The following is a 14,660-nucleotide window of genomic DNA, read 5'->3' as shown; positions in this document are numbered from 1 at the left end:
GTCCGGCCGTGATGATGGCGGGTTTCGCCAAAACTACCTCGGTGCTCTCTGGCCAGCGCTATCGCCTTGCAGCAGCTTTGGAACGCAGAAGCTAAAAGATTTAGACCAGGGACGTTCGGCTTGGCACGTCAACATTTCGCCGCGTTCATTGCGCAAAGAAAGACAGCCGTTTCGCGTATCGACCGTAAGCGCCGCTTTGTCCGTTCGGATTGTGCAAGTAGGACCGTCGTATTCGAGCGCGTAGTCGCACGAGCTGCGATGTAAGACGATTCCGTAGCGTTCGAGGGCGGATTCCGGAAAGTCGTCCGTTTCATGAAGGCGAATCCGCAGCGTACCGGGGGATACCGAATCTACGCGCAAATATCCGCCACTGGCAATTTCAAATACGATACCGTTCGATTTTGCGTACAACTCGCTATGCTTCCTTCTCCAAAACAGTCATCGATAGACTATTGGTTGCAATCGATCGTCCTACGAAAGTGTATGCGATCCCATATATAATGATTGTAATTCCACGAAAGCAGAGAAAGCAATAAGGCAAAGCCGAAACAGGCACATAACCCGGAGAAGAGGTGTAAAGCGTGGAAAATAAATTTCTGAACATTACATTGCAAAGCGGCGGGCATATGCGCATTCAAGTTGTTGCGCCGGATACGTTCCACATCCGCTTAAGCGCGGCCGACGATTTCCGCGAACCCGCGCTGATCCGTTACGGCATATTGGACAGCCGGCAAAGGGATCCCGTTTGTACGGTTAACGACCGAGAGCATGTGCTGGACATCCGTACGGAACGAGCGCAGCTTCGAGTGGAGAAAAGAAGCGGCCTCATCGAACTTATGAATGCACGAGACGAAATGCTAACACGCCATGCGATACCGCCGTGGTCCGACCCGCAGCGGGGGTTCGGAGCGGAATTTCTGTTGGCCGAACAAGAACGGGTGTACGGATTGGGCGACGAAACGCGTGATCGAATTCAAAAACGCGGTCATCGGGCGAACATGTGGGTGGCGAATGTGAAAGCTTATGCGCCGATTCCATTTCTTATGAGCAGCAAAGGATGGGGGCTCCTTATTAACACGACGTGGCGCCACGCCGTAGATATCGGCAGCGCGGTGAATGATCGGCTGCGATTTTGGGGCCGGCGCGGCGAACTGGACTATTTCTTGTTCGCGGGGGAAACGTTTGCCGATCTGCTGCAAAGCTACACGTCCGTCGCCGGTAAGCCGCAAGTTCTCCCGATCTGGGCATACGGCCTTACTTTCGTGTGCAATGAACAGGCCAATGCGAGAGAGATGATCGACGATGCGCTGAACTTTCGCCGTGAAGGCATCCCTTGCGACTTGATCGGGCTGGAACCGGGCTGGATGGACAAACATTACGATTATTCTGTGGATAAGAACTGGCATCCGGAGAGGTTTGCGATTCCGAATTGGTTGCCTGACGGCGGACCTGCCACTTTCTTCGGCGCATTGGAACGACTCGGCTTTAAATTGAGTTTGTGGCTATGCTCCGACTACGACTTGAGTTTGCATGAGGAGCGGCAGATCCTTGAGAAAGAAAATGCCGGCGGCGGTTCAAGCGGCTTGAGTACGGGGAATGCGGGCTTCAAAAGGACTCATCCGGACGATTATGAACAAGATACGAATCTGCAATACCCGGTCTATATGGATAAGGTTACGAAGCTCGACGAGGCGTGGTATGCGCATTTAACCAAGTTTGTGAGGCAGGGAGTTTCCGCATTTAAGCTGGATGGCGCCTTGCAAGTTCTCGACCACCCCGACCGGCTTTGGGGCAATGGAATGATCGACGAAGAAATGCACAATCTGTATCCGATTTTGCTAGCCAAACAGATGCATCTCGGCTTTAAGGAGCAGACGGGACGCAGACCGATGATTTATACGGCAGGCGGGTTTGCAGGTATCCAGCAATATGCGGCCACTTGGGCAGGGGACACAGGCGGAGGACCGAAGCCGCTCGTATCGCTGCTGAATCTCGGGTTGTCCGGACATGTCAATACAAGCTGCGATATGGAGGTGTTTACTCCGGCCGGTCTCCACTTCGGTTTTTTACAGCCATGGTCGCAGGTGAATAGCTGGGCCTACTGGCGCCATCCGTGGTTGCTGGATAAGAAGATGCTGGCTATGTTCAAGATGTACGCGAAATTGCGGTATCGCCTTCTACCGTACATTTATTCCGCGGCGCATGTTGCCGCTCGTACGGGAATGCCGATTATCCGTGCTATGCCGCTCGCGTATCCGAACGATCCGAAGTCGGACGACCTGCTCGGACAGTATATGTTTGGCGATTCCTTCCTCGTCGCCGCTTTTACGGACCAAGTCTATTTGCCGGAAGGAGAGTGGATCGATTATTGGACGAAGGAGCGGTACACGGGCCCGCAAACCGTCGCCAGCAAGATTCCCGCTTATGCGGGAGGAGCTTTATTCGTTCGCGCCGGAGCTATCATCCCCGAATGGCCCGAAATGGACTACGTTGGAGAGAAGACCGTTGAACGTATAGGGGTGCGTGTTTACCCGCATGGCGACAGCAACTTTACGCTGTATGAGGACGACGGGACGACTTTTCTGTATGAGGAGGGGGACGTTGCCGAGACGCGGATCGAATGCCGACAACTACAGGATGCCGTCGTCCTGCAAATAAGTCCTCGAACCGGAAGGTACGAGGGAATGCCGGAGAACCGCAGCTACGATATCCTGATACATTCGGATACGAAGCCCGCCTGCATTGAAATCAATGGGGCGAGGCTGCCGGAACGAGTGGAGATGAGTAATCTGGATGATGCCGCTTTCGGCGTCGAAGGAGAAGGCTGGGTTTTCGATCAAAGCATGCGTACGGTTCGGCTGATTGCCGAGGAAGATGAACGGAAGAAGGACGTTGTAGAAATCGTAGTTACTTTATGAAGTAATAGCAGTGGCAGCAGACCGATGCGGCGAAGGCCGTATCGGTTTTTGAACGTGCTAGCAAAGAGAACGGAACTGTATTCTACCAAGTTGACATATATCGTGGTATTTAGGTCAACAATAGTTATCAAGGACGAAACCGACGTCCTGTTTGTTATCACGTAGGTTACCTCTGGGAAGATTGGAAGTTAGACTTAACCTTTTCAACCCGAGGCAGAGCTATCAAACAAAAATGAGTATTACCGTTAAGTATGTTGGTTTAGCTCGTTTGTCTGTCTTCATGTCTGGTGACAAGAACATGATCTCATTAAAAGTCGCAGATAGTGCGGCTTTTCCATTTTCCCGACAGATCGCCTTAAACGGAATAGGATAAAATAATATCAACTCCTTTCTATATAAACAACCCACGTAATCATCGTGGGTTGTTTATATTTTTCAACTTGTAGTTACACTTCGATAAAATTCCGTTAAATGATTAACTCAAGTTTCGCAGCCTGAAAACGCATATAACCCTTGATTCTACTGGCGTTTTGGCTTAAAACTAACAAACTTGACAGAAAAACACCTTTGCTTAGCTCCGCCAAACTAGCGAATCGTTTCTGTGAAATGAAGGAGCGTTTGTCCAGACGTACGCAAGGATACAAACGGCGTATGGAAGCTTTTTCTCGCAAGCCGGATGCCGTCGTGGAACTCTTGGATCGTCTGCGCTGTTGAAAAACCAACGTGAAGATGAGCTGGAAAACAGCAAGTGCCGGAAGACCAAACGATTTTCGTATACCCGCTTGATGGAGTAAGGTACCTAATTTCAAAGTAGCAAACATGGTCGAAAAACGTTGCCCTTCAGCTTGGATTTGCGGCGGATTTCGTCTTGATGGACAGTTGGTTCACCCAAGCCCCGTTGCTCCGTAGCCTGATGTCGAAAGGCTTGCATGTCATCGGCATGATCAAAGATATGAAACAGCGCTACCGGGTAGGCGACAAGCGAATGTCACTAAAAGAACTACACGCGGGACTACCTCGGTCGACAAAGAAAGAAGTGCTCGGTTCGATCATCATACGAACGGACTGCGGACTTTCGATCAAAATCGTTTTCGTTCAAAATCGCAATTGCCGCAGGGAATGGCTTGCCATTCTGAGCACGGATATTGAACTGGCAGATGCTGAAATTGTCCGCATTTACGGGATACGATGGAGCATCGAAACCTTTTTCAAATTCACAAAATCTTATTTGAAACTGGGAACCGAGTTCCAAGGCCGCTCTTTTGACATGTTGATCAGCCATACGACAATCGTCTTCACTCGCTATCTTTTAATGGAGTGGGAACGACGTGGGCATCAGGATCAGCGTTCACTTGGCGGGTTATTTTTCTTGTTTTCCGATGAAATCCGAGACCTCGATCTGAAAGCAGCTTTACAGCAAATCTTCGCTTTCTTCCTTGAGCTCTCCCAAACGAAAAACAAACGGGAGAAGTCTGCTATTTTAGGTCAAGTACAGCAATGGATTTCAAGTTTGCCCAGCTATAAATTAAGCTGCGAAACTTGAGTTATTAATGTTTTTCTGGGAGGGGCGGGTAGTGGAGCAAATTTCGCACTACGTTCGTAGTATCTTGCAGGGCAGCTTTCTAAGAAAACAAGAGAAGCAGGAACTTAAAGAGGAGATGGAGGCACATCTTCACTCTTCTATCGATGATTTGCAGCAAATGGGGATGACGAAGGAGGAAGCCGTCAAGAGAGCGATAGAACGGTTCGGGGAGCCGGACAAGCTGCGTCAGCAAGTAACGAAGGAAACGTTTGGTCTGTCTGGCGATATGATAATGAAGATCGCAGGGATTAGCTTGTTATTTGCGCTTCTCACTTTTTTGAGCGGCTTAATTCTGAATAAGTATGGCATACATAACCGGTATATTGAACTGGCACCTATCGTGGGAATTGGGGCAATGGTGATGACGTTGTCTCTTACACTGACTCGCAAAAGGATCGACCGTATTTGCTTGATTGTTTCGCCAATCTTTTTTGTAGTGGGATTTTTGCAATCATACTTCAAGTTTTTGGTCTATCGGAGAGACGGCTTTGAATTTATGCTGTTCGAATTTCATTTTTCAAGCGTGCTTTATGATAAAAATTATGGGTCGATAACGTTTAGCAGTCTGATCCTTATCGGCTTTGTATTCATTTTGTATCTTGTCAGCAGAAATAAATATGTGGCACTTATGCCGTTGGCGTGGTCCATTGTGTTTACATTAACGCACGCTATTGTGATTCAAACCTATCTTTTCTTTTACTCGAGGTTGACCTCTCCGGTAGTAAGCAGCTATGCACATGTGCTGAGCGGCAATAGTAAAAGAGTACTTGATATTGTTTTGAAGGTGGCAATCATCACTATCCTGTTTGCATTATTTGTTTGTATTGAGAAGGGGATTCGTTATTGGAAGAGAAGGTCTGTGGCATAAGAGTATGCTTTTCAGCCTGAATTTGTCAGATTATAATGAAAACAATCTGGATATAAATCAGTCGCGAAGTACGCGCCGCTCATTTTCCTTGCTGCCAAGGGAAATGGACAGTGTGTGCTTTTTGTTTGCCGGCTCTTTGCAGTTTGCGGTACGGGATATGGTACAATAGGGGGAGAACGCGAGATGAGGCTAAACCCGAAAAATGATTTTTTATTCAAGCGTTTGTTTGGCGAAAATGATGGTAAAAGATTGTTGGTCGGCTTACTAAATGCCATACATTCTTGATCATCATTATTTGCCCTTAGAAAAATATCATAATACTTTTCATTTGTACGAGGATGAAGTACGACACTATATGTTAACAGATCTGCTCGAACTGCATTTTATTGAGTGCTCAAAATTTCGGCAGCTGCCATTCAATATTAACGATCCATTGCACCGCTGGCTGCGATTCATGGAAAAGCATATAACCAATGAACAATTGGAGGAGCTGATGAGAATGGATGATACGATTAGGGAAGCGGAAGAAAGACTGGCTTATTTAGCTAGTGATGCAGAGACTAGGCGGCGCTATGCATTGCGTGAAAAGGCGCTGCACGACAAAGCAAGCTTGCTTAAAGATGCAAGAGATGAAGGAATTAAAGAGGGTATAGAGCGTGGATATAAGCAAGGAATAGAACAAGGAATGGAACAAGGCATCGAGAAAATGACATACGAAATGGCCATAAATATGTTGAAGGAAGGATTGGACTATAAGCTCATCAGGCGGTTGACGGGTTTGGACGACAAGCAGCTCAGTCAGCTGCAGCAGACAAGAAGGGATGCAGACAATGGAGATTGTAATTCGTGAAGTTGATCTGGAGTATGGCAGATTGGATGAGCTGGATGATCGATTTCTAGTGGAATCGGTAATGGTTCTATCAATGAAGGATAATCAGATCCATTATACCGTTCAAGACGTCCCGGCGTACGAGAAAAGCTATACTGATTCGTCCCTGCAGGAGCAAATGGATGAATCTTCAGATAAGCTGGTGGGCGAAGCTGCACCAACGATTTATGCTGCTTTTGCCGGAGAGCAGGCGGTAGGCCGAATTGTGCTGACCCGTCATTGGAATCATTTTGCTTATATTGAAGATATCGCAGTAGATAAACGATTTCGCCGTCATGGAATCGGACGACGGCTCATATACCAAGCCGCACAATGGGCTGAAAAACACGGATTGGCCGGATTAACGCTGGAGACGCAGACGAACAATGTACCGGCTTGTAAATTTTATGAGCGCTGCGGATTTGTGATCGGGGGTTTCGATGCTTATTTATATCGAGGGATTCCCCAGCATCGCGATGAGGTTGCGGTGTACTGGTATAAAATGCTGCAGTCTGGGAGGTGAAAGGCTAATGTATATACAAGCCGGAATCATTATTATGCTATTAATGGCTGGGGGATGGCTTTTGATCAGGCGCCCTTCTTCTAAAGGCACGAATAGGCAGGTGCGTTGGACTGGAGCAGCTGTGCTGGCGATGGCTATTGGTTTTATCGTCGTAGCGTTTATGCAGGTAAATGCAGAATTAGCTCATAGCATTGGTCACTGACTTGTTAGAAGGTCCGTTATTTGTGGAATTTGCCTGACACCGCAAGAGGAACGGAAAAAAGTGCTCAAATGTTGTAGTTTGTGCAACAAAGCAGCGGCGGAAAGCTAGCAGACCCCCTAATTGTTGTACGAAATACAACAATCGGTTTCTCCAAGATGACGAAATGGCAATGATTGTTGTAAAACGTACAACATTTCCGGAGTATTCGGCTTGATCATGGTTGAAATGTTGTATTCTTTGCAACACTTGTGCCTCAGCACCCCATCAGTGTCTTCTTCGCGCCCCTGCCCGCTCTTTCCGTCCGCTAATTGCCCCGTCAGGGACGACGTCAGGCATAGGATTCACTTATTGGCTTTTTTGAGCGTAGGGGCTGCTCGTTGGCATCCGCGGGTAGAACCGGATCGTCTGACAGCCCGATTTCGCTTAAGAAGCTGCCGACTACGCGGTCGTACAAAGCCGCATCTGTGGCGAGTGATTCAGCATGGTCTGCCTTTTCCATGATATGGATTCGCTTGAACCCAGGCTTCGCATTGTATAGCTGGACTGTCATCTCTTTCGGTGTAAAACAGTCCTCTTCGCCATGTACAAATAAGATTGGCGTCTCTACATGTGCAATGTCTCTAATTGGTGAGACGTTCCGGAACTTGATTCCCGAACGAAGCCAGACGAACAGCTCAGCCAAATAGAGCAGAGGGAAAGGCGGAAGATGGAAGTCCTCTTTTAGCCGGTGGGTAAGCTCCGCTTTTAAGTCTGAATAAGGGCAGTCGGCGATGTAAAAAGCGATTCGCGGATCGGTTGCAGCATACTGCAGGGCAGTTGAAGCTCCCATTGATTCGCCTAAAATACCGATTTTGCAGGCGGGACCGCATTTGTTGAACAGCCAGTCAACCCAAACTTTCAGATCCTGCTTCTCATAATAGCCATATGTTGTGAAGGGTCCGCCGCTCTGACCATGCCGCCGATGGTCATAAGTCAATACATGAAAGCCTCTGCGGCGGAACATATCCATATATTTCAGGCAGCCAATCAGCGAGGAGGTAACGCCATGCACCAAAATTACCGCTTTGCCTTCATCGCGATCAGCCGGAAAAAACCAGCCGCGCATGTTATAGTTATGGGATGAGGGAAGGGTCAGCTCTTCCTTAACCAACTGCTCCACGTTTTTACGCAGCAATGTGCCTGACTTTTCTTCGGACTTATAGATATGATCGTCTTTATTTGTAGGAATAAGAAGAACCATGCTCGAGAAACGGTAACCAATTGCACCCGCGAATAATAATATCAAAACGGCAAATATGTAAATCATACAATGACCCCCATTTCTGTCCGAATGTGACTATTAGAATACCCGCCCAGCAGTCTCGTTATGAGCTGCTATTTCGATTGTAGACCAGATTTCAAATGATTTCCACAGCATCTGTTGAAAAAGAAAAACTGTCCCTCAGGCTGCACGGTTAAGTGTTTGCAGGGACAGTATCAATCGATAAATTATATAAAACTTTAGGGGAAGAAACTTGCCTCGCCTGGGATGGTGTCAGCCGTTGCTTCTCACAGCAGTTATTAGCGTTTTGGAAACAAAGGATAGGACACTTGAGTAGGCACTTCTATTATAATCAGCCGAAGCGCTTCGTCGTCAGCGGCTGTGAATACAGCTTCCAGCTCGGAATCTGCGCGCCAGGTCATAAAGTCTTTATGCTGCAAGGAATGAGCGGTTCCCGCATTGTCCGATGCCGGTCTGATATTGCCACTGCCGCGGATTGCCAGTGCTGTTAACGTATAGCCTGATTTAGCTGCGTGTTGAAAGGATTTTCCTGGCTCGATTTGCACATCCCACATTTGTGCGTCTGCCACCAGGGAGATCGGAGATACAGGGCCAAGAACGGTTTTACTTACAAAGCCATCGCCTTTCAATATTGGAAATTCATCATGCTCGTATTGGGAATAGGTCGGTTGACGCTGCAGCGCCTCTTGAATATACGGCTCAAACCATATTTGAAAGCCTTCCATATCGGGTCCGATAAAACGCTCTTCATGGCTGACGCCTGAGCCGGTCTGCATGACTTGCGCGCCGCCTGCGCCAACAACACTTTTTGTTCCTAGCGTATCACCGTGCTGAGCGTGACCTTTTATAACATAAGTCATAATTTCGAAGGCCTGATGAGGATGCAGCGGAATATAGCCTTCCTCCTTAGATTGAGCCCAAGCCCAATAAAACAACGGTCCTACCCGCTTGACAACTGCTCCTTCGCCGCCAAAGCCGATTGGCTTCTGCTCTGTAATTTTCCCGCCGTCAAAGGCTCCAACACCTTGCAAGGACGGGCCATAAATCATTGGTTGTGCAGTCATTGAAATTGCCTCCTTATTTTTGGTGAATTCATGTCGATTGTGCTGTCACTCGCTATGGAAAGCTTTAAGGGTAGATTTCTAAGGCAAGCTTTTTTGCGCGGCAATGCCGAGTTTTTTTAGCAAAGGAATAATGAGCTGCTGTTCTTCATCCGTCAGGCCGCTAACTGCGTTCCGGATGACCTCTGCATGAGAAGGAAAGACAGCGTGAATTAAATCTCGTCCCTGTTCCGTTACTTCTGCGAAGATAACGCGGCGGTCCGACTCGCACATTTTTCGCCTAACAAGACCTTTGCGCTCCAATTTATCAACGACATAGGTAATATTGCCGCTGGTCATGAGTACTTTTTCACCAATTTGCTGCAAAGGCAGTTCGCCCTTATGATACAATACTTCAAGCACGCCGAACTCGGTTATATTTAAGCCATGACGGCGAATATCACGTTGAGCGTGAGCGACTACCCATTGATGTGCGCGAGACAGGACGATGAATAATTCAAGTGCGCGATCCGGTGTATTGGATTGTTGATCCAATAGAATCACCTCCTGATACAATCTTTAGATTTGATATCTTAATTTTAAGATAAAAGAACGATAATGTCAACCTGCTAATTCAGTCTTTGTTCGTAATTATACCATTTATAATAGAAGAAACTTATCCGGCTCGGTTTAGAATGAAAGGGTCAAAGAGATGTATTTCCCTTTAACCCTTTGGAAAGTATATACATTAGTGCTGCGATTTTTGCAATTTTCTTTTTTGGACATCTAATGGCTCAGGCACCAGGTCGCCGCCGGCAAATTGATGTTGGACAAGCATGTTGAATGAAGGAAGCCATCGTGTTAAAGAATGCCCCATTTTTGCCTCATAGGCATATTGCGCCAAATGATTGACAAATTCCATGTTGGCTGAAATATGCACTTCCTGAATCAAAGGAGCCAGCTTGCGAAGTTGAACGGCAATGGTTTGCTTGAGTTCGCTGGAGATTTCATTATGATCGTTGACCGTGTAGTACGAGTTATATGGACTGGCAAACTGGACGCGATTGGCTCTGTAGGGGCTGCCGGTATCCGGGTTGAATGGTCCCCAAGTTACGCCGGAATTATTTTGTTCCTTGGATTTTCGGCCTCCGGTTTTACGTGTGCCGACCGCGGTGCGATCCAGGGTCATACCGACATAAGCGTTTTTATCCGTCAAAAAAACCATACCGGCAGCGACGCCGTTAATGTTGGTTACTATTGTGGAAAGCTGCGAGCTGTATTCAAACCAGCGGTTGTTATGCTGCTCGGGATTGTTGTTTGCGGTGCCGTACATGCGGCTGCCGATCATTTTAGGATCGCCCTTTTGCTTGGAGCCGTAGTCGTAAGTGCTATCCTGCGAATGTCGGACATAATTGCAGCCGGTTAGTGAAAGGCTGGCGATCACAAAGCAAATCAGCACTTTTAGCTGCTGAAGCGGACTGGCTTTCATAAGCGGGTAGACTCCCTTCAATTTAGATTGCTTTTATCATTGGCCTCCCCCGCAGAAATATACGCTAATTTTGTATACATAAAGACCCATGGTTGCTGCACACAATGTAAGGAGGGTGTTGTCATTTGCAAGAAGCATGTAAAGGTTTGCAAAAGCAGAAAAAATGGGACTTTGACAGCTTTGCGAACAATTTGTGAACTCTTCTAGGAACATTGACAAAAAGCACCTTCAACTTTATATTTAATAAGTGATTAGATTGCGGAAGTTGTCTGCATATCCAGGATTTCACGCAGATGGTCGTTTTTTTTTGCCATTACGGCCTATTGCGAAAACGTAAAAAGTGGGGTTGATTGATGATGAATCGGTGGCACGTTCTAAAACGGCTTATGCCGCTTCTTGCCGGAATGGTGTTGCTGCTGTCAGCATGCGGACGAGCTGACTTGTCGGCGCTCAGACCGCAAGGACCGGTTGCCGAGGAACAGTTTGGACTTATGAAACTGTCCATTACAATAATGACGATTGTTGTCGTTGTTGTGTTTTTACTCGCGATTTATGTAATTATTCGTTTCCGGCGTCGTCCAGGCGACAAGACAATCCCGGTACAGGTTGAGGGCAATCACAAGCTTGAAGTCATTTGGACTGTCATTCCGATCATTATGCTGATCATCCTTGGGGTTCCTACAATCAAAACCGTTTTCGGCCTTGCTGAAGACTACAGCAAAGATCCGAATGCGATTCAGATTAAAGTTACTGCTCACCAATATTGGTGGGAGTTCGAGTATCCTAAGGAAGGCGTTAAAACTGCGCAAGAGCTTATTATTCCCAATGATGCAGTTATTTCTGTAGAAGCGAAGACTGCCGACGTTATTCACTCCTTCTGGATTCCGTCGCTTGCCGGCAAAATGGATACGAACCCAGGCGGCAATGTGAACAAAATGTACTTTAAAGCGCCTAAAACAGGCGTATACCTTGGCAAATGTGCCGAGCTTTGCGGCCCTTCCCATGCGTTGATGGACTTTAAAGTTAAAGTTGTTGATCGGGCTTCCTACGATCGCTGGATATTGGCGCAAAAAGCGCCGGTAGCAATGCCGAAAGATGAAAAAGTAGCCGAAGCATTGGCAACCTGTCTGACTTGCCATGCCATTGGTGAAGGCAATAACTGGGCACCGAACCTGACTGGTATTGGCAGCCGTGAGACAGTAGGCGGCATTCTCGTCAATACGGACAACAAGAAGTATTCCAACGAAGGAACGGTTCAAGAGAACCTTGAAAGATGGCTCAGAGAGACCAACAAGGTGAAGCCTGGCAATATGATGGGCCAAATCCCATTGTCTGAAGACCAAATCAAAGGCGTTGCTGAATATCTGGCAGGATTGAAACTCGATTATTAACATTAGCGAATGAAGGAGGTACCTATTTTGGCTCATGCTCATGAGGTTAAACGGTATCGCGGCCTGATGGATTGGCTGACGACCGTTGACCATAAAAAAATTGGCATTCTATACTTAATTGCAGGGGGACTATTCTTCCTGATAGGCGGTCTGGAAGCAATTTTGATTCGGATCCAGCTTTTGAAGCCGATGAACAATTTTGTTGCAGCCGGAACGTTTAATGAACTAATTACGATGCACGGCACGACGATGATTTTCCTTGCTGCGATGCCGCTGCTGTTTGCGCTGATGAATGCGGTCATTCCGCTGCAAATCGGTGCCCGCGACGTTGCATTCCCTTTTTTGAACGCACTTGGGTTCTGGACGTTCTTTTTCGGCGGCTTACTGCTTAACATCAGCTGGTTTACTGGTGATGGCGCTCCGGATGCAGGCTGGACTTCCTATGTACCGCTGGCGACAAATCAGTTTAGCGCGGGCAGTGGGGTCGACTATTATGTAATTGGCCTGCAAATCGCTGGTATCGGTACGCTTATTGGCGGCATCAACTTCCTGGCTACCATTATTACGATGCGTGCTCCTGGCATGAGCTTTATGCGTATGCCAATGTTTACATGGGCGACATTCATTACTTCAGCGCTTATTCTGTTCGCTTTCCCGGCGCTGGCGGTAGGCTTGGCTGCCTTGATGTTTGACCGTATTTTCAAGGCGAACTTCTTTGAAGTCAGCAATGGCGGTAATGCTGTATTATGGGAGCATATTTTCTGGATCTTCGGACACCCTGAAGTATATATTCTCATCTTGCCGGCCTTCGGCGTTATTTCGGAAGTTATCAGTACCTTCTCGCGCAAGCGGTTGTTCGGTTACAGCTCTATGGTCTTTGCGACCGTACTGATTGGTTTCCTGGGCTTCATGGTTTGGGCTCACCATATGTTTACAACTGGTCTTGGAGCTGTAGCGAATGCGCTCTTCTCAATTGCTACGATGCTGATTGCGGTACCGACTGGTATCAAGATCTTCAACTGGATTTTCACCATGTGGGGCGGCTCGATCCGCTTTACAACAGCGAACCTGTTTGCGGTCGGCTTCGTACCGACATTCGTAATGGGGGGCGTCACCGGGGTTATGCTTGCGGTAGCGCCGGCAGACTATCAATATCATGATACGTATTTCGTTGTTGCTCACTTCCACTACGTTATTGTCGGTGGGTTGGTACTGGGTATTTTTGCCGGCTTGTTCTACTGGTGGCCAAAAATGTTCGGACGTGTTCTCAATGAGACATTAGGCAAGTTATGCTTCTGGTTCTTCTTCATTGGCTTCCATATGACATTCTTCGTGCAGCATTTCCTTGGCCTGATGGGGATGCCGCGGCGGATTTGGACGTACCTCGACGGTATGGGCTTGAATGGGCTGAACCTCATTAGTACGATTGGTGCGCTGTTGATGGGTGTAGGTACAATTCTGTTCCTGCTGAACATTGTGATTACTTCCATGAAGCCGCGCAATGCCGTTAGCGATCCTTGGGAAGACGGACGTACGCTCGAGTGGACGATTCCTTCGCCGCCGCCGGAATACAACTTTGCTCAAACTCCGCTTGTACGTGGATATGATGCATATTGGAAAGAAAAAATGGATGGCAGAAAAACAATGACGCCTGCCGAGCCGCTTGGTTCGATTCATATGCCGTCACCGACGATCTTGCCATTTGCAATGTCTGTAGGTTTGTTTATTGCCGGATTTGGTTTTATGTACCATCAGTATATTCTTGGTGCTGCAGGTCTGGTTATAACATTCGGATGTATGGCTCTGCGCTCGATTTTTGATGACCATGGTTACCATATCGAGCCTGAAGAATTGCATGACAAGGGGGTAAAAGCATGAGCGCACATTCGCACGTAGACGGCAATTTGCCGCACGAGCCGGAGAAAGCGACCCTTGAAGGCCGTAATAAAGTGCTCGGCTTCTGGTTATTCCTTGGCGGCGAAACTGTATTGTTCGGTACGTTGTTTTCAGCGTTTTTAGCACTTCGTTCTCAAGTAGGGGACGGCAATCCGACAGAGCAGGAGCTGTTCCAGCTTCCATTGGTTGCTGCCGCAACATTTATTTTGTTAACATCCAGCTTGACGAGTGTGTTTGCCATTCAGGCTATGCACCGTAATCAAGTTAAAGCGATGCTTAGCTGGTTAATTATTACGGTTGTTCTTGGCCTTGGCTTTCTGGGCTTGGAAATTTATGAGTTCTTCCATTATGTAAAGGAAGGGCATGGTTTTACGACTAGTGCATTCAGTTCATCCTTCTATACGTTAGTTGGATTCCATGGTGCTCACGTTGCGTTCGGTATAGGCTGGATTACGCTGCTGATTCTTCAGATCTTCAAAAAAGGTCTGACTGTAGTTACTGCGCCTAAAGTATATGTAGCAGGCATGTACTGGCACTTTATCGACGTCGTATGGGTTTTCATCTTCACTGTCGTTTATCTGATGGGAAAGGTGGGCTAATC

14 protein-coding genes and 1 pseudogene are annotated in these 14,660 nt (G+C 47.5%); 10 read left to right on the top strand and 5 right to left on the bottom strand.

Annotation, left to right across the window (positions count from 1 at the left end; genetic code table 11):
* Positions 1 to 33 precede the first annotated feature (33 nt).
* Complete coding sequence (locus ACFQ0N_RS12860) at positions 34 to 411, bottom strand: hypothetical protein (protein ID WP_379326566.1); 378 nt, start codon at positions 409 to 411, stop codon at positions 34 to 36.
* 170 nt (positions 412 to 581) lie between these two features.
* Here ACFQ0N_RS12860 and ACFQ0N_RS12855 point away from each other — a divergent pair, with 170 nt between their 5' ends.
* The 7 genes and pseudogenes from ACFQ0N_RS12855 to ACFQ0N_RS12825 all read left to right on the top strand — a co-directional run bounded on the left by ACFQ0N_RS12855 (position 582) and on the right by ACFQ0N_RS12825 (position 6,961).
* The gene (locus ACFQ0N_RS12855) at positions 582 to 2,918 is read left to right on the top strand and encodes a glycoside hydrolase family 31 protein (protein ID WP_379326564.1); all 2,337 of its coding nucleotides are present in this window, start codon (positions 582 to 584) and stop codon (positions 2,916 to 2,918) included.
* Between the two features lie 831 nt (positions 2,919 to 3,749).
* Positions 3,750 to 4,461, top strand: a pseudogene (locus tag ACFQ0N_RS12850) (IS4 family transposase); the annotation flags it as partial.
* 31 nt (positions 4,462 to 4,492) lie between these two features.
* A complete protein-coding gene (locus ACFQ0N_RS12845; protein WP_379326562.1) occupies positions 4,493 to 5,368 on the top strand; it encodes a permease prefix domain 1-containing protein in 876 nt (291 codons plus the stop codon).
* 183 nt (positions 5,369 to 5,551) lie between these two features.
* Positions 5,552 to 5,653 carry a PD-(D/E)XK nuclease family transposase gene (locus ACFQ0N_RS12840; protein WP_379326560.1) on the top strand — a complete coding sequence of 34 codons (102 nt, stop codon included), beginning with the start codon at positions 5,552 to 5,554 and terminating at the stop codon, positions 5,651 to 5,653.
* Complete coding sequence (locus tag ACFQ0N_RS12835) at positions 5,637 to 6,218, top strand: Rpn family recombination-promoting nuclease/putative transposase (RefSeq protein WP_379326558.1); 582 nt, start codon at positions 5,637 to 5,639, stop codon at positions 6,216 to 6,218. The genes ACFQ0N_RS12840 and ACFQ0N_RS12835 overlap by 17 nt, the downstream gene beginning before the upstream one ends.
* Positions 6,199 to 6,759, top strand: coding sequence for a GNAT family N-acetyltransferase (locus tag ACFQ0N_RS12830; RefSeq protein ID WP_379326556.1), 561 nt, complete (start codon positions 6,199 to 6,201; stop codon positions 6,757 to 6,759). Before ACFQ0N_RS12835 ends, ACFQ0N_RS12830 begins: the two co-directional genes overlap by 20 nt.
* Before the next feature lie 7 nt (positions 6,760 to 6,766).
* Positions 6,767 to 6,961 carry a hypothetical protein gene (locus tag ACFQ0N_RS12825; RefSeq protein ID WP_379326554.1) on the top strand — a complete coding sequence of 65 codons (195 nt, stop codon included), beginning with the start codon at positions 6,767 to 6,769 and terminating at the stop codon, positions 6,959 to 6,961.
* A gap of 328 nt (positions 6,962 to 7,289) precedes the next feature.
* Here the strand turns inward: ACFQ0N_RS12825 and ACFQ0N_RS12820 are convergent, their stop codons facing one another.
* The 4 genes from ACFQ0N_RS12820 to ACFQ0N_RS12805 all read right to left on the bottom strand — a co-directional run bounded on the left by ACFQ0N_RS12820 (position 7,290) and on the right by ACFQ0N_RS12805 (position 10,772).
* Positions 7,290 to 8,267 (bottom strand): alpha/beta hydrolase, encoded by a 978-nt coding sequence (locus ACFQ0N_RS12820; RefSeq protein ID WP_379326552.1) that lies wholly within the window; start codon positions 8,265 to 8,267, stop codon positions 7,290 to 7,292.
* A gap of 254 nt (positions 8,268 to 8,521) precedes the next feature.
* On the bottom strand, positions 8,522 to 9,307 hold the full coding sequence (locus tag ACFQ0N_RS12815) for a pirin family protein (protein WP_379326550.1): 786 nt from the start codon (positions 9,305 to 9,307) through the stop codon (positions 8,522 to 8,524).
* Positions 9,308 to 9,385: 78 nt separating this feature from the next.
* Entirely contained in the window at positions 9,386 to 9,838 is a 453-nt protein-coding gene (locus ACFQ0N_RS12810) for a MarR family winged helix-turn-helix transcriptional regulator (protein ID WP_379326548.1), read from the bottom strand.
* A 193-nt stretch (positions 9,839 to 10,031) separates the two neighbouring features.
* A complete protein-coding gene (locus ACFQ0N_RS12805) occupies positions 10,032 to 10,772 on the bottom strand; it encodes a hypothetical protein (protein WP_379326546.1) in 741 nt (246 codons plus the stop codon).
* 353 nt (positions 10,773 to 11,125) lie between these two features.
* Between ACFQ0N_RS12805 and coxB the strand changes: the two genes are divergently transcribed.
* From coxB to ACFQ0N_RS12790, 3 genes are read left to right on the top strand one after another with little or no spacing between them, the layout of a single operon-like run.
* Entirely contained in the window at positions 11,126 to 12,163 is a 1,038-nt protein-coding gene (gene coxB, locus ACFQ0N_RS12800; protein WP_379326544.1) for a cytochrome c oxidase subunit II, read from the top strand.
* A gap of 9 nt (positions 12,164 to 12,172) precedes the next feature.
* Positions 12,173 to 14,041, top strand: a complete 1,869-nt coding sequence (ctaD, locus tag ACFQ0N_RS12795) for a cytochrome c oxidase subunit I (protein WP_379326542.1) — start codon at positions 12,173 to 12,175, stop codon at positions 14,039 to 14,041.
* Complete coding sequence (locus ACFQ0N_RS12790; protein ID WP_379326540.1) at positions 14,038 to 14,658, top strand: cytochrome (ubi)quinol oxidase subunit III; 621 nt, start codon at positions 14,038 to 14,040, stop codon at positions 14,656 to 14,658. Before ctaD ends, ACFQ0N_RS12790 begins: the two co-directional genes overlap by 4 nt.
* Positions 14,659 to 14,660: the final 2 nt, after the last annotated feature.

The sequence above is a fragment of the Paenibacillus sp. GCM10027626 genome, from assembly GCF_042676285.1.
Taxonomy (GTDB): domain Bacteria; phylum Bacillota; class Bacilli; order Paenibacillales; family Paenibacillaceae; genus Paenibacillus_Z.
Note: the sequence above shows the minus strand (reverse complement) of the source record. Positions and strands in the feature narration are given on the sequence as shown.

What these genes read in the sequence shown, in the direction of transcription:
- ACFQ0N_RS12840 (WP_379326560.1), top strand. Translation starts at nt 5,552, where the DNA reads ATGAGGCTAAACCCGAAAAATGATTTTTTATTCAAGCGTTTGTTTGGC.
- ACFQ0N_RS12835 (WP_379326558.1), top strand. Translation starts at nt 5,637, where the DNA reads ATGCCATACATTCTTGATCATCATTATTTGCCCTTAGAAAAATATCAT.
- ACFQ0N_RS12830 (WP_379326556.1), top strand. Translation starts at nt 6,199, where the DNA reads ATGGAGATTGTAATTCGTGAAGTTGATCTGGAGTATGGCAGATTGGAT.
- ACFQ0N_RS12825 (WP_379326554.1), top strand. Translation starts at nt 6,767, where the DNA reads ATGTATATACAAGCCGGAATCATTATTATGCTATTAATGGCTGGGGGA.
- ACFQ0N_RS12820 (WP_379326552.1), bottom strand. Translation starts at nt 8,267, where the DNA reads ATGATTTACATATTTGCCGTTTTGATATTATTATTCGCGGGTGCAATT.
- ACFQ0N_RS12815 (WP_379326550.1), bottom strand. Translation starts at nt 9,307, where the DNA reads ATGACTGCACAACCAATGATTTATGGCCCGTCCTTGCAAGGTGTTGGA.
- ACFQ0N_RS12805 (WP_379326546.1), bottom strand. Translation starts at nt 10,772, where the DNA reads ATGAAAGCCAGTCCGCTTCAGCAGCTAAAAGTGCTGATTTGCTTTGTG.
- coxB (WP_379326544.1), top strand. Translation starts at nt 11,126, where the DNA reads ATGATGAATCGGTGGCACGTTCTAAAACGGCTTATGCCGCTTCTTGCC.
- ctaD (WP_379326542.1), top strand. Translation starts at nt 12,173, where the DNA reads ATGAAGGAGGTACCTATTTTGGCTCATGCTCATGAGGTTAAACGGTAT.
- ACFQ0N_RS12790 (WP_379326540.1), top strand. Translation starts at nt 14,038, where the DNA reads ATGAGCGCACATTCGCACGTAGACGGCAATTTGCCGCACGAGCCGGAG.